At 65.1% G+C, this 21,805-nt stretch carries 21 protein-coding genes; 6 read left to right on the forward strand and 15 right to left on the reverse strand.

Features of this window, described 5'->3' with window-relative positions:
- Positions 1-37: 37 nt before the first annotated feature.
- From M2339_RS11390 to xseA, 3 genes are all read right to left on the reverse strand, one after another.
- The gene (locus M2339_RS11390) at positions 38-3,037 is read right to left on the reverse strand and encodes a TonB-dependent receptor plug domain-containing protein (protein ID WP_264586547.1); all 3,000 of its coding nucleotides are present in this window, start codon (positions 3,035-3,037) and stop codon (positions 38-40) included.
- A 534-nt stretch (positions 3,038-3,571) separates the two neighbouring features.
- Positions 3,572-4,483 (reverse strand): M23 family metallopeptidase, encoded by a 912-nt coding sequence (locus M2339_RS11395; RefSeq protein WP_264586546.1) that lies wholly within the window; start codon positions 4,481-4,483, stop codon positions 3,572-3,574.
- A 45-nt stretch (positions 4,484-4,528) separates the two neighbouring features.
- Positions 4,529-6,013 carry an exodeoxyribonuclease VII large subunit gene (xseA, locus tag M2339_RS11400; protein WP_264574418.1) on the reverse strand — a complete coding sequence of 495 codons (1,485 nt, stop codon included), beginning with the start codon at positions 6,011-6,013 and terminating at the stop codon, positions 4,529-4,531.
- On the opposite strand from xseA, the gene purD reads away from it, so the two are divergent.
- Positions 6,012-7,295 (forward strand): phosphoribosylamine--glycine ligase, encoded by a 1,284-nt coding sequence (purD, locus tag M2339_RS11405; RefSeq protein WP_264586545.1) that lies wholly within the window; start codon positions 6,012-6,014, stop codon positions 7,293-7,295. The two genes, xseA and purD, sit on opposite strands and share 2 nt — an antisense overlap.
- Before the next feature lie 95 nt (positions 7,296-7,390).
- Complete coding sequence (locus M2339_RS11410) at positions 7,391-8,008, forward strand: glutathione S-transferase family protein (protein ID WP_264586544.1); 618 nt, start codon at positions 7,391-7,393, stop codon at positions 8,006-8,008.
- Between the two features lie 23 nt (positions 8,009-8,031).
- Here the strand turns inward: M2339_RS11410 and M2339_RS11415 are convergent, their stop codons facing one another.
- Positions 8,032-9,327, reverse strand: coding sequence for a hemolysin family protein (locus tag M2339_RS11415; protein ID WP_181558676.1), 1,296 nt, complete (start codon positions 9,325-9,327; stop codon positions 8,032-8,034).
- Positions 9,328-9,517: 190 nt separating this feature from the next.
- On the opposite strand from M2339_RS11415, the gene M2339_RS11420 reads away from it, so the two are divergent.
- Entirely contained in the window at positions 9,518-10,192 is a 675-nt protein-coding gene (locus M2339_RS11420; RefSeq protein ID WP_264586543.1) for an OmpA family protein, read from the forward strand.
- 54 nt (positions 10,193-10,246) lie between these two features.
- On the opposite strand, the gene M2339_RS11425 is transcribed toward M2339_RS11420, so the two are convergent.
- The 7 genes from M2339_RS11425 to M2339_RS11455 form a co-directional block, all read right to left on the reverse strand.
- Complete coding sequence (locus M2339_RS11425) at positions 10,247-10,867, reverse strand: MarC family protein (protein WP_264574413.1); 621 nt, start codon at positions 10,865-10,867, stop codon at positions 10,247-10,249.
- On the reverse strand, positions 10,864-11,571 hold the full coding sequence (locus M2339_RS11430) for a hypothetical protein (RefSeq protein WP_264586542.1): 708 nt from the start codon (positions 11,569-11,571) through the stop codon (positions 10,864-10,866). Before M2339_RS11430 ends, M2339_RS11425 begins: the two co-directional genes overlap by 4 nt.
- Positions 11,568-12,464 carry a bifunctional methylenetetrahydrofolate dehydrogenase/methenyltetrahydrofolate cyclohydrolase FolD gene (gene folD, locus M2339_RS11435; RefSeq protein ID WP_264584242.1) on the reverse strand — a complete coding sequence of 299 codons (897 nt, stop codon included), beginning with the start codon at positions 12,462-12,464 and terminating at the stop codon, positions 11,568-11,570. The genes M2339_RS11430 and folD overlap by 4 nt, the downstream gene beginning before the upstream one ends.
- Positions 12,461-12,784, reverse strand: coding sequence for a DUF167 domain-containing protein (locus tag M2339_RS11440; RefSeq protein ID WP_264586541.1), 324 nt, complete (start codon positions 12,782-12,784; stop codon positions 12,461-12,463). The genes folD and M2339_RS11440 overlap by 4 nt, the downstream gene beginning before the upstream one ends.
- 8 nt (positions 12,785-12,792) lie before the next feature.
- Positions 12,793-13,086, reverse strand: coding sequence for a YggT family protein (locus M2339_RS11445; protein ID WP_181558670.1), 294 nt, complete (start codon positions 13,084-13,086; stop codon positions 12,793-12,795).
- A 110-nt stretch (positions 13,087-13,196) separates the two neighbouring features.
- Positions 13,197-14,111, reverse strand: coding sequence for an acetylglutamate kinase (argB, locus tag M2339_RS11450; RefSeq protein WP_181558669.1), 915 nt, complete (start codon positions 14,109-14,111; stop codon positions 13,197-13,199).
- Between the two features lie 151 nt (positions 14,112-14,262).
- A complete protein-coding gene (locus M2339_RS11455) occupies positions 14,263-14,946 on the reverse strand; it encodes a queuosine precursor transporter (RefSeq protein ID WP_264574411.1) in 684 nt (227 codons plus the stop codon).
- Between the two features lie 181 nt (positions 14,947-15,127).
- On the opposite strand from M2339_RS11455, the gene M2339_RS11460 reads away from it, so the two are divergent.
- Both M2339_RS11460 and M2339_RS11465 read left to right on the forward strand, forming a co-directional pair.
- Positions 15,128-16,360, forward strand: coding sequence for a NupC/NupG family nucleoside CNT transporter (locus M2339_RS11460; protein ID WP_264586540.1), 1,233 nt, complete (start codon positions 15,128-15,130; stop codon positions 16,358-16,360).
- Between the two features lie 22 nt (positions 16,361-16,382).
- Positions 16,383-17,051 carry a glutathione S-transferase family protein gene (locus M2339_RS11465; RefSeq protein WP_264606348.1) on the forward strand — a complete coding sequence of 223 codons (669 nt, stop codon included), beginning with the start codon at positions 16,383-16,385 and terminating at the stop codon, positions 17,049-17,051.
- A gap of 188 nt (positions 17,052-17,239) precedes the next feature.
- On the opposite strand, the gene M2339_RS11470 is transcribed toward M2339_RS11465, so the two are convergent.
- The gene (locus tag M2339_RS11470) at positions 17,240-17,704 is read right to left on the reverse strand and encodes a cupin domain-containing protein (RefSeq protein WP_264586538.1); all 465 of its coding nucleotides are present in this window, start codon (positions 17,702-17,704) and stop codon (positions 17,240-17,242) included.
- A 119-nt stretch (positions 17,705-17,823) separates the two neighbouring features.
- Between M2339_RS11470 and dapE the strand changes: the two genes are divergently transcribed.
- Entirely contained in the window at positions 17,824-18,978 is a 1,155-nt protein-coding gene (gene dapE / locus M2339_RS11475; RefSeq protein WP_264586537.1) for a succinyl-diaminopimelate desuccinylase, read from the forward strand.
- A 133-nt stretch (positions 18,979-19,111) separates the two neighbouring features.
- On the opposite strand, the gene M2339_RS11480 is transcribed toward dapE, so the two are convergent.
- From M2339_RS11480 to M2339_RS11490, 3 genes are all read right to left on the reverse strand, one after another.
- The gene (locus M2339_RS11480; protein ID WP_264571982.1) at positions 19,112-19,750 is read right to left on the reverse strand and encodes a PEPxxWA-CTERM sorting domain-containing protein; all 639 of its coding nucleotides are present in this window, start codon (positions 19,748-19,750) and stop codon (positions 19,112-19,114) included.
- 205 nt (positions 19,751-19,955) lie between these two features.
- Complete coding sequence (locus M2339_RS11485) at positions 19,956-20,519, reverse strand: Smr/MutS family protein (protein WP_264571981.1); 564 nt, start codon at positions 20,517-20,519, stop codon at positions 19,956-19,958.
- A 2-nt stretch (positions 20,520-20,521) separates the two neighbouring features.
- On the reverse strand, positions 20,522-21,799 hold the full coding sequence (locus M2339_RS11490; protein WP_264586536.1) for a murein transglycosylase A: 1,278 nt from the start codon (positions 21,797-21,799) through the stop codon (positions 20,522-20,524).
- Positions 21,800-21,805: the final 6 nt, after the last annotated feature.

Below are 21,805 nucleotides of genomic sequence, written 5' to 3' on the forward strand. Positions count from 1 at the left end.
GCCGCCCTTTCTGTTTCTGGCAGTGGTCAGGAGGTCGTTAGAAACCGACCTTCACGCCCGCATAGAGGTAGCGTCCAACGCCTGATACCGGATAGCTAAGCTGACCGGGTTCCGGCTCGTAGTCGAACAGGTTGTTCACGCCGCCATAGAACTCGAACTTTTCCACGGTAAATGCCGCACGGATATCGTGCTCCCAACGCTCCTTGAAGAAGAAATACTTGGGATCAGAGATGTCCGGATCGCCCGCAAGCTGCTCGGTCGTGTAACGACGTGTCTTGCTCCAGTAGCTCAGGCCGTAGTTGATCGAGAAGTTTTCGAGCGCCCAGGTCAGGCTGACACTCCCGCGCCAGCGGGGGTTGTACCGCTCCAGCAAATCATCATCGACATCAGCGCCGAGCGTCGGCACGAAATTGATCGAGTCGAGGTAACCGCCAGCTAGGCTGAACTGGAACCGACCGATGTTCGCTGCCGGCGTAACCACGTAGTTGATCGTGAAGTCCGCGCCCGCAGTCCGGAACGCCGCGACGTTTTCAGGACGGACCAGGAAGGCGTTGCGACGTAGCGGGTCGTTGCCTTGACCCAGGAAGAAGCCAAGCGTCGATCCGGGTGTCGTTTCGCGGAACAGGTTTGGACAGTAAGGATTGTCCAACGTCGGCTGATCAACGCAAAGCTCGGCCAGTTCGGTCGCGGTCGGCGTGTTGATGGCATCCGTGATACGGATATTGTACCAGTCGAACGTTATGGACAGCCCCGGGATGAAGCTCGGCTGGAGCACGACGCCGGCCGTCCAGGTCTTGGCCGTCTCCTCCTGCAGATCCTGATTACCGCTGAACAGACCGCGACGCGACGTATTCTGCTCTGGCACGCTGTTCGGGCTAAACGTTGCGATCTGCGTAGGCGTCAAACCGTACCCAGCGAGTAGAGCTTCGCAATTTGCAGCTCGGTACTGGGTACCTTGATTGCGCCGCGTAATGTCGCAAGGGTCAGTAATAAAGAGGAACGTTCCGGTTTCCGGGCGGAACAGTTCACCGATATTCGGTGCCCGGACAGCCTGCGAATAGGTTGCACGGAAGCGGATATCGCGGATCGGCGCATAAACACCGTCAATCTTCCAGGTCGTTGTGCTGCCAACGGTGGAATAATCCGAGAAGCGGATCGCGCCGCCAATCGAGAGGCGCTCAGCGAACGGAAGATCAGCCAGAATCGGAAGATTGATCTCGCCGAAGACTTCCTTCACGTCAAATTCACCGCTGCTCGGTGCGATGGCGCTGAAGTCTCGGAAATCACCATTTTGAATCCGCACGTCAGGCGTTTCGCTACTCTTTTCGCGGCGATACTCAGCGCCGATCGCAAAACCAACGGGCCCGCCAGGCAGATTGAAGAAGGCTTCCGTATCGCCCGAGATATAGCCGCTAACGACTTCCTGAGCGACGCGTGAGCGACTGACATTGTCTGCCAGGACGAAGGCGAGTGCCTCCTGGCTTGCAACACCTTCACCAAGGAGGTTGAGTGGGCGACAAGCGCTGTTCGCTCCGGGTGTAAACGTCGTTGCAGGCGCGTCGAAATTCTCGGGATCGATGTTCGACGTGGGATCGAGGGTCGAACGGCATACGATATTACCCGAAACCGGATCGCGCACTGCATCAAGTGCGGCGAAGAAGCGGTCACCGATCAGGTTCGAGGTCTGAACGAACTGCGACTTGGTACGACCGTATACATAGGAGATGTCGTAACGCAGGTTGTCCGTAATCTCACCTTCGAGACCGACGACGATGCGGAAGGTTTCGCGCTCGGTCGTTTCACCGCGAATGCCCAAATCGAAGTTATCGCGATAAAGCCCTGCGCCGCCCGCCGCCTCATCAGCACCAAAGCGCTCAATGAGATAGGCGTTGTCAGGATAAAGGTAGGTGCCGAAGTCAAAACTGGGCTGACCAACCGAGAAGGACTCGTTCTTTACGTATTTGCCTTCAAAGTAGAGACGGGCTGCAGGCGAGAACTCAAAGCTCGACAGCATGTTGAACGAGTGACGTTCTGTCTCCGGCTGCAAGTCACCATAATAACCGGCGACGGGTGTATTCGTCCCCCCGATGGCAAAAGCGGTGCCGGGCAGCACGATGCCCTCATCATATGCTCGACCGTCGCCCAGATAGAGACCGCTATCAAGCGCGACCATGCCCGGGCGGGCGCTATAAGCCCAAGTCAGGTTGTTCTGGCGAATGTTGTCGAAAACATTGGGGTCGTCGACTGGATCGCCGTCTTCATTTTCAAGGAAATCATTTGGGTTCTGAACCATCACCGCCCAGCGTGACGGATCGCCTGAGTAGAGGCGTTCGGAACTGTGAAGCCGATCGGCCCGATTGTACTCATATGCAACCGTCAGGTTTGCGCGATCATCCAGAAAATTCTTACCGGCGACCACCGAAAATAACTGGCTGCCGGCGTCGCCTTTGCTGGAGATACCAGCCTGTGCACGCGCGGAGAACCCGTCATAGTTGCGCTTCAGGATGAAGTTCACCACGCCGGACACGCCGTCCGCACCGTAAACGGCAGATGCGCCGCCGGTGAGCACGTCCACCTTCTCGATCAGTTCTTGCGGGATCGTGTTGATATCGACCGCAGCCGAGTTGGCCACGCCAGCGACATGCCGCTTGCCGTTGACCAGCACGAGCGTACGGTCCGTGCCGAGATTTCTGAGATCAAGCAGGTTGACGCCGGTCTCACCAAATCCGGCATCCGCACCACCAGCCAATGACGAGCCAACAGAAGCGGTCAGCGCGGGGTTCCGGATCAGAATGTCCGCGATATTGGTTTGACCGGTATTCTCGATTGCAGCCGCCGTGATCGCAACAATCGGGTTGGCAACTTCGAGCTCAGGTCGCGCAATGCGCGAACCGGTAACGACGATCACCTCACCATCCTCGGCGGCATCCGCATTCTGCGGCTCCTGCGCATGTGCGGCGGAGCTCAGCATGGCGAGGCCGAGCACGGCAGGTGCAGCTGCCAGCTTCAGCAATGTTTGCGATGTTGTTTTCTTCACGATCCAGTCCCTTGCTCTGGAATTTGCGAACTGCGGCCGGGAATATCCGGCCGCACGAAACGCGGGGATCGTGCGTCGCCCTCTCGGTCTCCCGACGACAACACGCGTGGCCCCTGCGCTATATGGCCGTGAAACTGTGCGGATTGGTTAAAGGTGTAAAGCGCAGGTGCAGCATGAAGGGGCTATTTTCCCGTACATGTCACATTCATGCAACAAAATCGCCGATCCGGGTGCCTCCGGCCCCTGCGGTCCGCTGTAACAATATTAGCGGCGATCTACACAGCACGACACAAATCGTCCCGAACCGCAGTTTCCCTAGAAACTATTTGTTAATCTTCTCACACCGCAGCTCGAATCAACATGGAATTCGTGGCGAAATCGGAGCGACCCACGGGGTAGCTTTCCGTAGCGTCCGATGCTCAAAGGGGGCATTTTCAGACCGCCGCACCCGCCACTGTGGCCTTGGCACATCGTGCTGCAATGCAGCAAATGAGACCGACAGCCGGACGCTACGGCATCCAGCCTGATTGTCGATCAGCGAGCCGCTTGGCCCTGTACCAGCGGTAACGGATCAATCCGCGCATCGTTCCACTTCATGCTCCAGTGCAGATGCGGACCTGTCACGCGGCCCGTCGCGCCGATCTCGCCGAGCGGCTGGCCCTGGCGCACCACATCGCCTTCCTTCACCAGCAGCCGATCGCTGTGCAGGAAGGCGCTGTTGAGGCCCATGCCGTGATCGATGATGAGCAGCTTGCCTTCCAGCGTGAACGGCTCTTCGCTGGCGAGCACGACAACGCCGTCCGCCGGCGCGACATAGACAGTGCCCTGCCCACCGGCGAGATCGAGCCCGCTATGGTAGCTGCCCGGCGTGCCCCGATAGATGCGCTGCGAGCCGAACACGCCGGAAATGCGCGCCTTCACCGGCCAGATGAATGTCTGCCGCCAGCCATTGCTCAGTTGCGGATCTCCCCGCGCGGCAACGATGCGCGCCAGTTCGCCCGCCCGCCGTTGCTGGAATTCCTCGCTGGTGGCGCTCCCCGTGATCGAGGCATTGACGTTCTGGATCTTCCAGTCGCCGCGCGCGATCGTCAGCACGCGCCGTTGCTTGCGCCCATCGCGCCCGGTCGCTTCCAGCGTCATGGTGGCGGGAGCATCGCGGTCCAGCCCGATGATGAAGTTTCCCTCGGCGTCCACGGCCACCGGCACGCCATCGAGCGTAAGACCCAGCGTGCCGACGGGGACGAGACCGCGCAGCAGTGCCCCTTGCCGGGGCGTGCCGCGAACCTGCAACGTCGCCGGCCCTTGGGGCAGTGCGAGATCGGGCACGTCCTCGATGGGCAGCGCGCTGGCTTCCGGCGGCGGCGGCGGGACGGTCGAACAGCCGGCCAGTGCGGCGAGCAGACCTCCCGCCAGAACAGAACGAGAGCGGAAGCGGAAAGCTGTCATGCCGCACTCATGGCCGCGCGGCTGGCGCGATGCAAGGGCGCGCCGTCAGTCGAACAGGTCGGTCTGCCGCGCTGGCGTCGCGGAAGGGGCGGCCTTGCGCGCCGGCCGGGGCGCCGGCGGCGGAGAGTCGCCGCCGACAGCAGCGGGCTGCGTCAGTGCGGTCACCTCATCCTGCTCGAACTTGAGCGTCACCCGCCCCGCCGCGCGCGCCTCCTCGGCGGAGCGCACCAGCCGGCCTTGCGCCATCACGCGCGCGAAGCCACGCTTGAGCGGCGCATCGGGATTGAGCGACTGGGCCAGCCGCCACAGCCCATCCAGCTGCCGCCGCGCGTCGCCCAGCCGGCGCTCGAGCACGAGGGGCGAGAGCCGGACGTTGGCAAGCTTTTGCCGCTCCCGCGCGAGGTGGCTCTGCAGCAACGCGGGCCGCAATGCGCCGGATGCATCCGCCAGCTCGTGGCGCGCCCGGCTCACCCGGTGGGAAAGGCCCCGCCGCAGCCGGTCGCCGAGATCGTCCGCGCGCTGGCGGGCCTGGGCCAGCAGCACGTCCGGGCGCGGGAGGAGCCGCCGCTGCGCTTCCAATCGCTCGCGGCTGCGGTCCAGGCCGCGCGCCACGCAGCGCTGCATCCGGGCGCGTAGCTCGGCGACCTGCACGGCGAGGTCGGCGCGGACCGGCACGGCCATCTCCGCAGCAGCGGTGGGCGTCGGCGCGCGGAGATCGGCAGCGAAATCGCACAAGGTCGTATCCGTCTCATGCCCCACGGCGGAAATGACGGGGATCGGTGACTCCGCCACCGCCCGCACCACGACTTCCTCATTGAACGACCACAAATCCTCGATGGAGCCGCCACCGCGCGCCACGATCAGCACGTCGGGGCGCGGGATCGGGCCATCGGCCGGCAACGCGCCGAAGCCGCGCACCGCCGCCGCAACCTGGGCCGCTGCGCCCTCCCCCTGCACCAGCACGGGCCAGAGCAGCACGCGGCTCGGAAAGCGATCGGCAAGCCGGTGGAGAATGTCGCGAATCACTGCGCCGGTGGGCGAGGTCACCACGCCGATCACATCGGGCAGCATGGGGATCGGCCGGCGCTTGGCGGGATCGAACAGCCCTTCGGCAGAGAGGCGCGCCTTGAGCTTCTCGAAGAGCTGCATCAGCGCGCCCTCGCCGGCCAGCTCCATGCTCTCGATGACGATCTGATATTTGGAGCGCCCGGGGTAGGTCGTGACCTTGCCGGTGACGATCACATCCAGCCCGTCCTCGGGCCGGAAGGCGAGCCGGCCCGCCGTGCCTTTCCACATCACCCCGTCGATCACCGCCGCATCGTCCTTGAGGCAGCAATAGACATGGCCGGAGGCGGCCCGCTTGAAGCCCGAAATCTCGCCGCGCAGGCGCACGAAGCCGAAGCGGTCCTCCACCGTGCGCTTGAGCTGGGCGGACAGTTCGGAAATGCTGAGCGCGGTCAGATTGTCCCCCGCGCGCTCCTGCGCTAACAGGCGGCCGGACGCATCCTCACTGACGGAAAAATCGCTCATGAATATCCTTTTGCTCGGCGGTGGCGGGCGCGAACATGCCGTCGCCTGGAAGCTGGCGCAATCGCCGCTCTGCACCGGCCTGTTCGCCGCACCGGGCAATCCCGGCATAGCCGAGGCGGCGCGCCTGGTCGATATCGACCTTGCCGATCATGCCGCCGTGATCGATTTTTGCCGCGCTAACAACGTCGGTCTGGTGGTCGTCGGCCCGGAAGCGCCGCTGGTGGACGGGATTGCCGACAGCCTGCGCGCCGTGGACATCCCGGTGTTCGGGCCGAGCGCCGCTGCCGCCCAGCTTGAAGGCTCCAAGGGCTTCACCAAGGATCTCTGCCGCGATGCCGCCATTCCCACGGCCGGCTATGTCCGCTGCACCAGTGCTGAGGTGGCGCTGGCGGCGCTGAGCGATTTCAGCCTGCCGGTGGTGGTGAAGGCCGATGGGCTCGCCGCCGGCAAGGGCGTCATCATCGCGCAGACGCGCGAAGAGGCCGAAGAGGCGATCCGCGACATGTTCGGCGGCAGCTTCGGCGCATCGGGCGCGGAAGTGGTGCTGGAGGAATTTATGGAGGGCGAGGAAGCCAGCTTCTTCGCCCTCACCGATGGCACGCATGTCGTCGCCTTCGGCTCGGCGCAGGATCACAAGCGGGTGGGGGAAGGCGACACTGGCCCCAATACCGGCGGCATGGGCGCCTATAGTCCGGCCTCGGTGCTCACGCCTGCCCTGCAGGATGCCGTGATGGACCAGATCATCCGCCCGACGGTGACGACGCTCGCCGCGCGCGGCACGCCTTATTCCGGTGTGCTGTTCGCGGGGCTGATGCTCACTCCGGACGGCCCCAAGCTCATCGAATATAATTGTCGCTTTGGCGACCCTGAATGCCAGGTGCTGATGATGCGGCTGACCAGCGATCTGGTTTCGCTGCTGCTCTCCGTCGCGCAAGGGGCGCTCGACGAGGCCAGCGGCCCCAGCTTCGCGCCCGACGCGGCGCTCACCGTGGTGCTGGCCGCAAACGGCTATCCCGGCACGCCCGAGAAAGGCGCGCCCATCGCGCTTCCGATGGCGCCCGAAGGCGCCAAAATCTTCCACGCCGGCACGACGCTCAAGGACGGGCAGCTCGTGGCCAGCGGCGGCCGCGTGCTGAACGTCACCGCGCGGGGGGCAACGGTCACGCAGGCGCGCGACGCAGCTTATGCGCTGGTCGATCAGGTCTATTTCCCCGGCGGCTTCTGCCGGCGCGACCTCGGCTGGCGGGAAATCGCGCGGGAAGCCGGCAGCGCGGCGGATTGACCGCCTGACCCATAGACCACGGCCCCTTGCCTTGACTCCGCCCCTTGCCATCAGGGACAAGGGCGCGGGGGATCAATCATTGCAAGGGCACGCCCATGATCGTCCACCATCTCAACAATTCCCGCTCGCAGCGCATCCTGTGGATGCTGGAGGAGTTGGGCCTGCCCTATGAATTGCGCCGCTATGAGCGCGATCCCGAAACGATGTTCGCGCCCGCTGCGCTCAAAGCGGTGCATCCGCTCGGCAAGTCGCCGGTGCTGGAAGACGAGGGCCGCACGCTGATCGAGAGCGGCGCGATCGTGGAGTATCTGGTGGAGAAATCCGGCCAGTTCGGGCCGCCCGATGACGCTGACGGGAAGCTGCAATACCGCATGTTCCTGCATTATGCGGAAGGATCGATGATGCCGCCGCTGCTGCTCAAGCTCGTGCTCTCCCGCATTCCGCTGGTCGGCAAGGTCGCCGTCAAGCGCATCCAGCCGATGATCGACGTCCATCTCGATTATGTCGAAGCCGAGTTGAGCCGGCGTCCATGGTTTGCCGGCAACCAGATCAGCGGCGCTGATGTAATGATGAGCTTTCCGCTGGAGGCCGCGCGCAGCCGGGGTGGGCTGGACGAGAGCCGTCCCGCGACCATCGCCTGGCTGGACCGGGTGCAGTCACGGCCTGCCTATCAGCGCGCGCTGGAGGCGGGCGGGCCTTATGCCTATGCCTGATCGAACGGGCGCGGGCGCGCCGGTCAGTCTTCCGCGCTGACCAGTAGCTTGTCGATCTTCCGCCCGTCCATATCGACGATTTCGAACCGCCAGCCCTGCTCGCTGAAATGCTCGCCCTCTTCGGGCAGGTGGCGCAGCACGGCCAGCGCAAAGCCGGCAACGGTCGCGTAGTCGCGGTCTTCGGAGAGATCGAGATCGATGCGCTCGGCCAGCGCGTCGATGGCCATCTGGCCGGAGACGAGCAGGCTGCCATCCTCCCGCTCCGTGACCATCGGCTGCGTATAAAGATCGCTGTCCGATGCGAACTCGCCGGCAATGGCGGACATGAGGTCGGCCGGCGTCACAATGCCTTCGAAATGGCCATATTCATCATGCACCATCACCATGGGGGCGTCGGCCTCCCGCAGGCGGTTGAGGGCGTCCATGGCATCCACCTGATCGGGCACGATGGAGACGGGGCGCATGAGCACCCGCAAGTCGAGCGCCTCACCCCGGAACAGCGCCGCCATCACGTCACGCGCCTGCACGACGCCGATAATGTCCTCCACGCTGCCCTGCGCCACCGGCAGGCGGGTGTGCGGGGTCGCGAGCAGCTTCTCGCGCAATTGCTCGGCGCTGGCATCGGCATCCAGCCAGTCGACATCGCGGCGCGGCGTCATCACTTCGCGCACCGGCCGGTCGGCCAGTCGCACCACGCCGGAAATGATCGCGCGCTCGCTTTCCTCGATCACGCCGTGCCGGCTCGCTTCCGCCACGATGAGCTGCAGTTCCTCCGCCGTCACATGGTCCGAGCCTTCGCGCTTGAGGCGCATCAGCTTGAAGATGACCTCGCTGGACTGATCCAGCACCCAAACGATCGGTGCGGCAACCCGCGCGAGCATGATCATCAGGGGCGCGACGACGCAGGCCAGCGGCTCGGGATTGCGCAGCGCAAGCTGCTTGGGCACCAGCTCGCCGATGATCAGCGAGACATAGGTCGTCGCGACGATCGCAACGCCAAAACCGGTGTTCTGAGCCAGATTGGCGGACATGCCGAGATAGGCGAAGATCGCGCCCAGCGGGCCGCCGAGCTTATCGCCCGAATAGGCACCGGCGAGAATGCCGATGAGCGTGATGCCGATCTGGACGGTAGACAGGAAGCGACCCGGCTCAGCGCTGAGGCCCAGCGCGGCCCGTGCCCCATGCTTGCCATTGCGGGTCATGGCCTCCAGCCGTGGCCGGCGTGCCGAGACAATGGCCAGTTCCGACATGGCAAAGACGCCGTTGAGCGCAATCAGCGCGAGGACGATGGCGGCATCGAGCCAGGGAAAAGGCGGCATGGTCTCTTCTAAAGGGGGTTGTTGGCTGAAAGCTTAGCGGCTTTCGCTACGGAAAGCCACTATGCAACATTGCGGGGCAACATCGCAGGCCGGCAAGAGTTCCCTCGTTCAGGAACTAATCAGGTTCCCGCGCCGTTAATGGCTGGGTTCCCGCGTAACAGCGTGGGAGGCCAGACTTGAGGAGATAATCATGAGCCTTCGCAGCCATTCCCCCTTCGCCCTTGCCGGTACCGCTTTGGCGGCGCTGGCCCTCTCCGGCTGTGTGACCGATCCCGAAACCGGCAATCGGACCATTTCGAAGGCCGCCATCGGCGGCGTCGGTGGTGCGCTCGGCGGCTATCTGCTCGGCGACATTTTGGGCGGTCGCAACGACCGCACGGAGAAGATCGTCGGCGCGGGCATTGGTGCCGTGGCCGGCGCGGGAGTCGGCGCTTATATGGACGCGCAGGAGAGGAAGCTGCGCCAGCAGACCGCCGGCACCGGCGTCGATGTCGTCCGTCAGGGCGACGAATTGCTGCTGCGCATGCCCTCCGGCATCACCTTCGCGACCGATCAAGCCACGGTGCAGCCGCAGGCACAGTCCACGCTGGATCAGGTGGCCTCGACCCTTGCGGAATATCCCAAGACGATGATCGACGTGCTGGGTCACACCGATTCCGACGGCAGCGAGGCCTATAATCAGGCACTCTCCGAGCGTCGCGCGCAGGCCGTGGCCAATTATCTGGGACGTCGCGGCGTCGATCCCATCCGCATGGCGACGATGGGCTATGGCGAGACGCGCCCGGTCGCCAGCAACGAAACGGCTGAAGGCAAGGCGCAGAATCGCCGCGTGGAAATCAAGATCGTGCCCGCCGTCGCGAGCTGAACGGGATGATGGGAAGGGTCGGGGAGCCATCTCTCCGGCCCCTTCCCTGTCAAATCAGAGAATGCTCTGGCGCAATCCGTCGATCACGAACTGGACCGCAAGGGCCGCGAGAATCACACCCAGCAAACGGGTAATGACCGCCTCCACCTGACCGCCGAAAACCCGCATGATCGGGCCGACCGCCAGGAGCGCTGCCAGCATCAGCAGCAGATTGGCCGCGAGCGCGAAGAGCACGATCGCCGTCTCCTGCGGACCCGTCGCCCGCGCCATCAACAGCATGATCGTCGCGATCGACCCCGGTCCCGCAATCATCGGCATCGCCATCGGGAAGATGGCGACATCCTCGATTTCCGGCGTTTCCTTGATCTTCTGCGCGCGGTCTTCGCGCCGCCGCGTCCGCGTCTCGAACACCATGTCCATGGCGATGAAGAACAGCATGATGCCACCCGCGATGCGGAATGCCTCGAGCGTGATGCCGAGGGTGCGCAGGAACGCCTCCCCCGCCAGCGCGAAGGCCAGCAGGATGCAGGCCGCCACGATCACCGCCCGCACCGCCATGCTGCGACGCTGGGCGCCGCTCGCGCCCATGGTGAGGCTGCTGAAGATCGGCGCCGTGCCCGGCGGGTCGATGACGACGAACAGCGTAATGAACGCCGCGAGGAACAGCTCCATCATCGCGGGCCCTCCGCCACCGTCTCCTGAATAACCCGCTCCTCACCGGCACCGCGACGCAGGAAGACCTCCAGCGTCCGCACATCGCCGCTCACCGCCCATGTCCAGCGCAGCGACCCGTCCTCGGACTGCGCCGACCCGCTGGCCGGCGGCGGGTCCGGCAGGCGCACGATATCGCGATCGCGCCGCTCCGGCCGCTCACCCCGCCGCGCGCAATCGGCGACGGAGGCCTTGATCATGCCGTCCGCCTCGCCGCTCCATGGCGTGTCGCTGGTGGCCGTCATCACCCACTTATAGTCACCCTTGCGCTGCTGGCGCCAAAGGGTGACGAACCGCGCCGCTTGCCCGTTTGCGCGCTCCAGCGATCCGGTCGCGGCGGCATAGCTGCCATCGCAGGCGATGAAGATTTGCTGGGGGCTCCAGCGCACCGGCTGGGCGGGGTCCGATTGCTGCTTGAGCCAAGTCTGCGCACCGAGCGGGCCGGGCGCGAAGATCACGGCGTCCTTGTCGGCCAGCTTGCGCAGCGCCGTCCATTGCCCCTCCTCGCGCGCCTGGCGGGCCATGCCCAGTTCGGCAGCGACGATGGCGCTGGGATTGGCCGTGCCGACGCCGACGCTCGGCATCATCTGGCGCTGACTTTGCGCAGGACCAGCCACCACGCCCAAGGAGAGCGTGGCGAGCAAGGCAAAGGCAGCGCTGCGGATCAAAGGCCCTTGGGTGCGGGCAGACCCGCGCGAACGTGCGCGGCGACCAAAGTGTTGCGCAACAGCACCGCGATGGTCATCGGACCGACGCCACCCGGCACGGGCGTGATCGCCGCGACGTGGTTGATCGCCTCGGCGGTGGCGACGTCACCGACGATCTTGCTCTTGCCGTCCTCATCGCCCTTCACGCGGTTGATGCCAACGTCGATGACCACGGCGCCCGGTTTGATCCAGCTGCCCTTGACCATTTCCGGCCGGCCGACCGCCGCGACCACGATGTCCGCGCGATGGACCACGCCGGCCAGATCGTGCGTGCGGCTGTGCGCCACGGTCACCGTGCAGCTTTCCGCCAGCAGCAGCTGCATCATCGGCTTGCCGACGATGTTCGAGCGGCCGATGACAACCGCTTCCTTGCCGGAAAGGTCGCCCAGCTCGTCCTTGAGCAGCATCAGGCAGCCAAGCGGGGTGCAGGGCACCAGCGCGGTAGGATCGCCAACCGCCAGCTTGCCGGCATTGACGACATGGAAGCCATCGACATCCTTGGCGGGATCGATGGTGGCGATCACTGCCTTGTCATCGAGATGGGCCGGCAGCGGCAGCTGGACGAGAATGCCGTCCACGCTATCATCGGCGTTCAGCTCTTCGACCAGCTCGATCAGCTCTTCCTGGCTGATCGTCGCGGGGCGCTTGAACTCAAGGCTGTTCATGCCGATTTCGACCGTCGCCTTGCCCTTGGAGCGGACATAGACGCTGCTCGCCGGGTCTTCACCGACAAGCACCACCGCGAGGCCGGGCTTGCGCCCGGTCTTCTCCACGAAACCGGGGACTGCCTCGGCCATCCGCCCGCGCAGCTTCGCTGCGAATGCCTTGCCGTCGATTTCCTTGCCCAAACTCATGTCGCGCTTCGCTCCTTCTCAGCGATCTCTCTCAAAGACTGTTCCGTGTGCGGATCAGCACCCGCAATGCGCAGGCGCTTTAGCCGGTTGGTATCCCCTGTCTCCAGCAAAATCGACGATCCGGGCACGCGCAGATGTCGGGCGAGCAGCGTCAGCAGGGCGGCATTGGCCTTGCCCTTGTCCGGCGGCGCGGTGACGCTGGCCTGCAACCAGCGCTGGCCGGCGAAATCCGTGAACGTTCCGCCAAGGCGGGCACGCCCAGCCTTGGGCGTCAGGCGAATCGCCAGCAGCAGGTCTGCGCCGTCACGACGAAGCGGCACGGCGCACGTCAGAGCAGCAGGCTTGCCAGCGCGGTCAGGCCCGGCCCCTGCAGGATGATGATGATGATGAGCACGACCATCGGCGAGAGATCGAGCGCGCCCAAATCCGGCATGATCCGGCGGATGGGCCGATAGAGCGGCTCGGTCAGCCGGTCTAGCGCGACCCAGATGCTGCGCACGATATCATTGCTGGTGTTGATCACGTTGAACGCGATCAGCCAGCTCAAGATGGCCTGAACGATGATGATCCACCAGGCGACATTCAGCAGGATCGCCAAGGTCTGGATAAGGGCAACGGCCATGGTTCGTCCTGTGGTGGAAGGTTAAAAAGAGTCTAGCCCAGTGGGCCTAGCGGCTGCAAGTTGCTTGAGAGCGGTGATTTTCTACCGCCATAACCCCAGCGCGCCGCGCGTTACAGATGCACCAACGTGCCGGCGCCTTGGCGAGTGAACACCTCCAGCAGCATGACATGGGGAATGCGCCCGTCCAGAATGACCGCCGCTTCCACGCCGCCCTCGACAGCCTTCACGCAGGTTTCCACCTTAGGAATCATGCCGCCGGAAATCGTGCCATCCTCGACCAGACCGCCGATCTTCGCCGGGGTCAGATCGCTCAGCAGGTCCTTGTCCTTGTTCAGCACGCCCGCCACGTCGGTAAGCAGGAAGAAGCGCTTGGCGCCGAGTTCGGCGGCAATCGCACCCGCCATCGTGTCTGCATTCACATTATAGGTATGCCCGTCGGCGCCAATGCCGACCGGCGCGACCACGGGGATGATGCCGTCGCGCGAGAGGCTGTCGAGAATGCGCCGGTCCACCTTCACGGGGTCGCCGACAAAGCCGAGATCGACATTGCGCTCGATGCCGCTGTTCGGGTCCGGCTCGCGCTTTCCGCCGACCTTCTCGCACAGCACCAGGCCGCCATCCTTGCCGGAAATGCCGACCGCGCGGCCACCTGCCTGGGCGATCCAGCCGACAATCTCCTTGTTGATCGATCCGGCGAGGACCATCTCGGCGATCTTCGCGGTTTCCTCGTCGGTCACGCGCAGGCCGTTCACGAACTTGCTCTCGACGCCCAGCTTCTTGAGCATCGCGCCGATCTGCGGCCCGCCGCCGTGGACGACCACGACATTGATGCCGACCATCTTCATCAGCACCACATCCTCGGCGAAATCGCGCGCGGCCTCCGGGTCTCCCATGGCATGGCCGCCATATTTCACGACGAACGTCTCGCCGGCATAACGCTGCATATAGGGCAGCGCCTCGGTAAGGGTTTCGGCCTTGGCCAGCAGGGCGGGATCGGGTGCGTGATCGGTCATGCGCGGGCGCATAAGGCTTTGCGGCCCGCGCTGCAAGAAAGGAGGGGGTGTGGCATCCCTTACCTCCCTGTTCGCCCTGAGCCTGTCGAAAGGCCGTGCTACTTCTTTCCCTCTATCAAGAAGAAGAGCGAGGCTTCGACAAGCTCAGCCCGAACGGATTACATTACCGGTCGAGCCGGCGCCCCAATGCCACGAACGCATAGATGACCGGTGGCACAAGCAGCGCCGAGAGCAGAACCTTGGCGAGCATCTGCCCCACCAGCAGCGCTCCGATGGGGAAGACACCGTAAAAGGCGATGGTGACGAACAGCAGCGTATCGACGATCTGCGAGAGCACGCTCGCCGTGCCGGCGCGCAGCCAGAGCAGCCGGCTCCCCGCCTGCCCCTTGAGCGCCGCGAAGATGGTGACGTTGAGGATCTGCGAAATACCGTAAGCGACGATGCCGCCCGCCCAGATGCGCGGCGTGCCGGACATGATCATGGCGAAGGCTGCCTGCCGCTCCGGCGCCATTTCGTGCGCGGCCGGCAGGGCCAGCACAACCACGGAGAGCAGGATCGAGACGATCAGCGGGATGAAGCCCAGCAACACCAGCCGGTTGGCAACGGCGCGGCCATGCAGTTCTGCCACTGCGCTCGACACGACGACCAGCAGCAGAAAGGCGAAGATGCCGGCTTCCACCGCCAAGTCCCCCAAGCCAAGCGCAGAGCCGATCGCGCCGAGCGGCCCGAGCGAAACCTGTTTGTTGCCGAGAACACCCGCGATGCAGACCATGCCGCCATAGAAGACGGACAGGACGAACAGCGAGCGGGCGATGGGTGCGGACGAGGCCTGAGCGGGTGCGGTCATCCCCGTCGCTTAATGCCTTTGCAGCGAGGCGGGAAGAGACCCTGTGCGTGCATGCCACGCGCCGCCGTGCAACGACACCCGGCGCCGCGCAGCCGATTGCCGCGCTGCAGCGCGCCTGTATAAGCGATTCGCGCTGATGGCCCTTTGGCGGGCCATGCGAACAGGGGACAGCCGCCACTCCATGCCCATCCTCATCGGCCTCGTTGGCATCGTCGCGATTCTTGCCATCGCCGTGCTGCTCTCCGGCAACCGGCGCGCCATCCGCCTGCGCGTGGTCGCCGCCGCCTTCGCCTTGCAGGCCGGCATCGCCCTGCTCGTTCTCTACGTACCCGCCGGCAAGGCCGCCATCGCCGCCATGTCGCATGGCGTGGGCAATCTGCTCGGCTATGCGCAGGCCGGCACGAACTTCATCTTCGGGCCGCTCGCCCGGCCGGAGGTCGGCGGCACCAGCTTTGCCATCGCCGCCCTGCCCGTCATCATCTTCTTCGCGAGCCTCGTCTCGATCCTTTACTATCTTGGCATCATGCAGTTCGTCATTCGCTGGGTCGGCGGCGCCATCCAGAAGGTGACGGGCATCTCCCGCGTGGAGAGCCTGTGCTGCGCGGCCAATGTGTTCGTCGGCCAGAGCGAAAGCCCGCTCGTCATCCGGCCTTATCTCGCCAGCCTCACGCCCGCCCAGCTCTTCACCGTGATGACGAGCGGCATGGCCGGCGTGGCAGGCACGATCCTAGCCGCCTATGCCTCGATGGGCATCCAGATCGATTATCTGCTCGCCGCCGCCTTCATGGCCGCGCCGGGTGGCATCTTGATGGCCAAGATCATCATGCCGGACAATCCCGACGATGCCGAGATCGAGCCGGTCATCCTGCCCGATGCCACGCATGAGGAGGAGAAGCCCGCCAATCTCATCATGGCGGCCGCGCAAGGCGCGCAGACCGGCGTGAAGCTGGCCGTCGCGGTCGGCGCGATGGTGCTTGCCTTCGTGGCGCTGGTCGCGCTGGCCAATGGCCTGCTCGGCGGGGTCGGCAACTGGTTCGGCTATCCCGATCTCAGCTTCCAGCTGCTGATCGGCAAGCTGTTCGCGCCGGTGATGCTGCTGCTCAACATTCCCTGGAACGAGGCGCAGGTCGCGGGCGGACTGTTCGGCACCAAGGTCGTGCTCAACGAGTTCGTGGCCTTTATCGAGCTGGGGCAGGTGCAAGCCACGCTATCGCCCGCCACGGTGGCGATCACCACCTTTGCGCTGTGCGGCTTCGCCAATTTCTCCTCCATCGCCATCCAGATGGCGGTGACCGGCAGCCTAGCCCCCAATCAGCGGCCGATGATCGCCCGGCTCGGCATCAAGGCCCTGATCGCCGGTAGCCTCGCCAATCTGATGAGTGCGGCGCTGGCCGGGCTGATGCTGAGCCTCTGATCGAGCAAGGGGAGATGTGCGGATGCTGAAGCTCATCATCGGCAACAAGGTCTATTCGAGCTGGTCGCTGCGCGGTTGGCTGGCCGCCAAGCAATCCGGCCTGCCGTTCGAGACAGTGCTGGTCCCGCTCTACGATGAGGCGTGGGAAGCCCGCAAGGCGCAGCCGGATCTCGCAGTCTCCAATGGTAAGGTGCCGACTCTGTGGGATGGCGACATCGCCGTGTGGGACAGTCTTGCCATCATCGACTATCTCGATGCGCTCTCCGGCGACGCTCGCTTCTGGCCGCAGGACAAGGCAGCGCTGGCGCTGGCCCGCTCGATGGCGGCGGAAATGCATTCCGGTTACCAGCCGCTGCGCCAGACCTGCGGCATGAACACCCGCCACATCCTCCCCCCGCGCGATCTCGGCCCCGATGTCGCCGCCAATGTGGCGCGCATCGTGGACGTGTGGGCACAGGCCCGCACGCGGTTCGGGGCAGAGGGCGATTATCTCTTCGGCTCCTTCGGCGCGGTGGACATCATGTTCGCGCCGGTCGTCTCGCGCTTCGTCACCTATTCCATCGCAGTACCGCCTGCAGCGCGCGCCTATATGGACGACATCCTCGCCCACCCATGGATGCGCGAATGGCTGGACGATGCCGCGCAGGAAAGCTGGGTTATCCCACGGCTGGAGCCCGCGGGCGGGGTTTAAGACCCACCACCTTCCCATTCGTGTCGAGCGAAGTCGAGACACTACGCACTGCACTCACGTGTCTCGACTTCGCTCGACACGAACGGGAGGCTTGTGGAGTAAACTGATGCATGAGCCTGCAAGCGTGCCTGAGAACCAAAGCTCCTGGGAAGGCAGGAGCCGAGGGCGCCGCAGTCCGCATCCCGATATCAAGGCAATCGCTCAGTCCCATAAGGCGCGCCATCGCGATGCTGATAGCCGCCGGCCGTGAAGATCATGTCGATATCGGAATAGCGCCCGCCAGCATCGCGATCTCCCGCGCTCAGGCAGATGAAGGTGCAATTCGTATCGCTGCGATTGACGAGATGGTGGCCATTGGCGACGCCCGCGGCCCAGGCCACGCAATCGCCGGGGTGCAGGATGGTCTCGCCTTCGTCCTCGATCAGCACCGCCTGCCCGGACAGCATGATCAGAAACTCATCCTCGCCCAGATGCCAGTGCCGCTGCGAGGACCAGGCGCCCGGCTCCAGCACGACATGGCTGGCGCCCAGATGCGTCAGGCCGGCATGGCGCCCCAGCCGCCGGTGCCAGCGCCCGGCCACCGGCTCGTTGAACGGCGGCGGATAGCCCGTGCTGTTGCTCTGCTCCACCTGCTCGATCTCGATCTTGGGCATGTCGGCTCCTCCTGTGTTGCGCCCCTCCTCGCTACCGCAGGGGCCCCATCACCGCCAGAGGGAGCGCAGGGCGCGGACCTCGCTTCCCTTGGCGCGCAAGCTTGGCTAACGCAGGCGCCATGAGCAACGCCCCGTCCCTCACCGATCCTGTCGCGCTTGCCGAAGCGCTGATTGCCTGCCCGTCCGTCACACCGGCGACCGGCGCGGTGTTCGATGCGCTGGAAGCGATGCTGACCCCGCTCGGCTTTACCGTCGAGCGCTTCATCGATGGCGAGCCGCCGCACGGGCCGGTGGAGAATCTATTGGCGGTCCGTCGGACGGGCGATGGCCCGCATGTCGCCTTTGCCGGCCATCTGGACGTGGTGCCCCCCGGCGAAGGCTGGACGAGCGACGCCTTCCAGCCCGAGCGGCGCGGCGAGTTGCTCTACGGGCGCGGCGCTGTGGACATGAAGAGTTCCATCGCGGTGTTCGTCGCGGCGATCGCGAGGGCCGACGCCGAGGGCACCTCGCTGCCCGGCACGATCAGCCTGCTCATCACTGGGGATGAGGAGGGCGACGCCGTCCACGGCACCCGCGCGCTGATGCGCCACATGGCCGAGCGCGGCGTGACGCCCGATGTCTGCCTCGTCGGCGAGCCGACCTCGGTCCACCGCCTTGGCGACATGATCAAGATCGGCCGGCGCGGCTCGGTGAACATGTGGATCAGCGTTGAGGGCATGCAGGGCCATGTCGCCTATCCGCATCTGGCGAAAAACCCAATCTCGCCGCTGGTGCGCATTTTGTCCGCCATTGAGGCGATCGAACTGGATCAGGGCACCGACTGGTTCCAGCCCAGCAATATCGAGATCACCGACCTGCATGTCGGCAATCCAGCAACCAATATCATTCCCGCAAAGGCCACGGCCCGCATCTCGATCCGCTTCAACGATCTGCATCGCGGCGAGGATCTGGTTGCCCGAATCCGCACCCTGGTGGAGGCCGAAGGCGGCACGCTGCGCGCCATGATCAGCGGCGAGTCGTTCTTCACCCAGCCGGGTCCGTTTTCCAGCCTGATTAGCGAGGCGATCGCCGCCGAAACCGGCCTCACACCGGAGCTGTCCACCAGCGGCGGCACCTCGGATGCCCGGTTCCTCTCGGCGCTTTGCCCGGTCGTGGAGTTCGGTCTGCTGAATGCGACGATGCACAAGCTGGATGAGGCGGTGTCGCTGGCCGACATCGAAAGCCTCACGCGCATCTACAAGCGGATCCTGAGCGCAGCCCCAACGCTCGGTTGACCCGGCGGCTCTAGGGCGAACCGCTCAGGCAACCTTGCGCCTCACCTGCTAAACCGCCGATCCCAAAACCAAAAGAAAACGCCGCCGGTCTCCCAACCGACGGCGTTTCCCAAATCTGTCGACTGATTGAAAATCAGGCGAAGGTGACGCTCGTGGCGCCAGCGCGGCGACGCATCACGCCACCGACCAGGCCGAGGCCGGCGATCATCATCGCCCAGGTGGCGGGCTCCGGAACCGGAACGGTCGCGAGATTGTCGATCTCGAACGAGTTGCGGCTCGATTCCAGCGTCAGGCCCACGATCTTCTCGTTACCCTCAGCGAAGATCTGGAACAGGCCATTGGTGTTCGCCAGGATCTGGTTGCCGTCGGCGTCATTGGTGAAGTTGCCGCCCGGCGTGATGACGAAGCTGGAGCCACCGTCCAGCAGAACGGTCAGCGTGTTGTAGGCGTCGATCGAACCCCAGTCGAACTCCACCGCGCTGGCAGCGCCGAAGTTGATCGTCGCAGAACCGTTGGCGAGAACCGACAGATAGGAAGACGAACCGAACGTCGCATAGGCCGGCGGCGCGCCGGTCGAGTTGGACGGCGGCGTGTTGATCTGGAAGTTCGAGCCGGTGATGCCAGCCGTCGTGTCGAACTGGTTGATCACATTGTAGCCTGCCGTCGGTGCGGACGTGCCGGGGAAGTACAGGAAGGTCACGGCCTGCGCCGGGGTAACCGCGGCAAGGCCGAGGGCGATCGCAGACGCCTTGGCAAAGAGGTTCATGTTCATGTTCAACTCCCACATAAGAGGGGCAATTGTTAATCGATTCTTAACCCTCCGTCCAATGGGATTTCGCAGAAACGCGGTAAATTTCTGTCTCATTTCGGAGCGCGAATATGAACGAACGCAAATGGCGGTTTCCTGCCTGCCAGCGGGCGACATGCCAGCGCGGACATCCTCGTGCGCATGGCTATCCCGGGCCATGCGGCGCTGCCTAATTGCTGCGGCGCAAAATCACGTAGAGCGCGCCATCCCCGCCATGGCGGGGATGGGCCTGGCGAACGCTGGCGATGCGGTGGGCATGGGCGCTCCTCGCCAGCCAATCACCGATTTCCGCGCGAATCGCGCCACGTCGCCGGGTTTCGCCGGGCGCCGGGGCGGGCCGCGGCTTGCCGGTCACCACCAGCAGCACCCGCCAGCCCTGCGCGAGGGCATCGCCGATGGCCCGTTCCAGCCGGATATGCGCTGCCGCCAGATTGAGGCCGTGCAGATCGATGGCATGATCGGGAATAATCCGCCCGGAGCGAATGCGCTTCTCCCAGCTGCCGTCCAGCACGGGCACGGCGACGGGCGCCGGCGGGGATGGCGGCGGCGCCACGGGACGACTCGGTGGAATTCGGCCCTTCACCGGCTTGGGCGTATCCAGCGCCGCAGCAAAAGCCGCTGCCGAGACCGGCTCCACCGGTGGAAGCGGACGGACCCGCCGCAGGGGTGTCACCGTACGGGTCAGCTTGCCCCAGAGCGCGCGCTCATCGGGCGTGAGAACCCGCCGGGCCACGCTCAGCGGCCAGCGGTCAGGCGGGCATAGGTGCCGATCGGCAGCAGCAGCAGGGCGCTCCCACGGGCAGACATGCCGCCGGCGATGCCGCGAGCGCGCTCACCGGCACCCCAGAAGGTATCGAAGCGATTGCTGCCCTTGATGGCCCCACCGGTATCCTGTGCGATCCAGAGCCCGTTGGGCTCGACCCGGTCGAGCGACAGCAGCACCGGCGCGCCGAGCGGCACGAAGGTGGGGTCGGCCGCGACGCTCACCTCCGCCGTCACCGGCACGCCCAGCGCACCCAGCGGCCCGGGACCGGTCAGCTCCTGGAAGAAGACGTAGCTTTTATTCTCGTTCATGATCGACTGGCCCTGCGCCGGATTGGCGCGCAGCCAGCTCATGATGTCCTGCATCGAGCCGATCTGGATCAGCCCCCGGTCCCGCATCAGCCGGCCGATGCCGGTATAATCGCGCCCATTCTGCCCGGCATAGCCGATGCGCATGATCCCGCCATCAGGCAGGCGCAACCGCCCGCTGCCCTGCACCTCGAGGAAGAACAACTCGACCGGATCGACGGCATAGGCCAGTTCCAGACCACGCCCGTCCAGCACGCCTGCGGTGATGGCCGCCCGGTCATCATAGGGCACGAAGCTGGAGCCCTGCACCTTGCCCCTGATGCGCCGACCCTTGAGGCTTTCGCTGAACAGGCCGAGATCGACCTCGATGAGATCGTCCGGCTTGCGATAGATCGGCGTCTCGCAGCCCGTGGCGCGCGTGCGGCAGCCAGCGATTTCCGGTTCGTAATAGCCGGTCGCGAATGCCTTGCCGTCACCGACCTGCACGGTTTCGAAATAGCGCCGGAAGAATTCCCGCGCGTTTGCCTCGCTCCAGCTTGCCGCCGCCGCGCAGGCCGTTTGCCAGTCGGCATTGCCGGTGAGGCCGCTCTGGTCGCGCCGACGCAGCAGCGAGGGGCAGGAGAGGCGGAAAGCCCGCAAGGCTTGCCCCATCCGCTCGGATGCGGCCGGCAGAACCGTGTCGATCGCTGGCCCCGGCGTCAGGCCGGCCGCCACGGCGGGCGCCAGCTCAGCCTGATCGGGCGCAGGGGTAGGCGCAGGGACCGGGGTAAGCGGCGGACGCGGGGTTGCCGGTTGCGGCGGCGTGGCGGGCGAAGAAGGCCGGGAGGGGACGGGTCTCTGACCAGGCCCACCCGGCGGAATCATGCTCCCGCACGCCGCAAGCGCCAGCGCGCTTGCCAGAGCGGAAAGCTGCTTGAAACGAGTCTGAAAACGAGCCGGCATGGCGAT

The organism is Sphingobium sp. B2D3C, from assembly GCF_025961835.1.
In the GTDB taxonomy this organism is placed as follows: Bacteria; Pseudomonadota; Alphaproteobacteria; order Sphingomonadales; family Sphingomonadaceae; genus Sphingobium.

Bases quoted from the DNA above. Each gene is read 5' to 3' on its own strand.
- M2339_RS11480 (WP_264571982.1), bottom strand. From the start codon at position 19,750: ATGAACATGAACCTCTTTGCCAAGGCGTCTGCGATCGCCCTCGGCCTT.
- M2339_RS11470 (WP_264586538.1), bottom strand. From the start codon at position 17,704: ATGCCCAAGATCGAGATCGAGCAGGTGGAGCAGAGCAACAGCACGGGC.
- folD (WP_264584242.1), bottom strand. From the start codon at position 12,464: ATGAGTTTGGGCAAGGAAATCGACGGCAAGGCATTCGCAGCGAAGCTG.
- M2339_RS11415 (WP_181558676.1), bottom strand. From the start codon at position 9,327: ATGCCGCCTTTTCCCTGGCTCGATGCCGCCATCGTCCTCGCGCTGATT.
- M2339_RS11455 (WP_264574411.1), bottom strand. From the start codon at position 14,946: ATGACCGCACCCGCTCAGGCCTCGTCCGCACCCATCGCCCGCTCGCTG.
- M2339_RS11410 (WP_264586544.1), top strand. From the start codon at position 7,391: ATGATCGTCCACCATCTCAACAATTCCCGCTCGCAGCGCATCCTGTGG.
- purD (WP_264586545.1), top strand. From the start codon at position 6,012: ATGAATATCCTTTTGCTCGGCGGTGGCGGGCGCGAACATGCCGTCGCC.
- argB (WP_181558669.1), bottom strand. From the start codon at position 14,111: ATGCGCCCGCGCATGACCGATCACGCACCCGATCCCGCCCTGCTGGCC.
- M2339_RS11490 (WP_264586536.1), bottom strand. From the start codon at position 21,799: ATGCCGGCTCGTTTTCAGACTCGTTTCAAGCAGCTTTCCGCTCTGGCA.
- M2339_RS11420 (WP_264586543.1), top strand. From the start codon at position 9,518: ATGAGCCTTCGCAGCCATTCCCCCTTCGCCCTTGCCGGTACCGCTTTG.
- xseA (WP_264574418.1), bottom strand. From the start codon at position 6,013: ATGAGCGATTTTTCCGTCAGTGAGGATGCGTCCGGCCGCCTGTTAGCG.
- dapE (WP_264586537.1), top strand. From the start codon at position 17,824: ATGAGCAACGCCCCGTCCCTCACCGATCCTGTCGCGCTTGCCGAAGCG.
- M2339_RS11460 (WP_264586540.1), top strand. From the start codon at position 15,128: ATGCCCATCCTCATCGGCCTCGTTGGCATCGTCGCGATTCTTGCCATC.
- M2339_RS11395 (WP_264586546.1), bottom strand. From the start codon at position 4,483: ATGACAGCTTTCCGCTTCCGCTCTCGTTCTGTTCTGGCGGGAGGTCTG.
- M2339_RS11465 (WP_264606348.1), top strand. From the start codon at position 16,383: ATGCTGAAGCTCATCATCGGCAACAAGGTCTATTCGAGCTGGTCGCTG.
- M2339_RS11445 (WP_181558670.1), bottom strand. From the start codon at position 13,086: ATGGCCGTTGCCCTTATCCAGACCTTGGCGATCCTGCTGAATGTCGCC.
- M2339_RS11425 (WP_264574413.1), bottom strand. From the start codon at position 10,867: ATGATGGAGCTGTTCCTCGCGGCGTTCATTACGCTGTTCGTCGTCATC.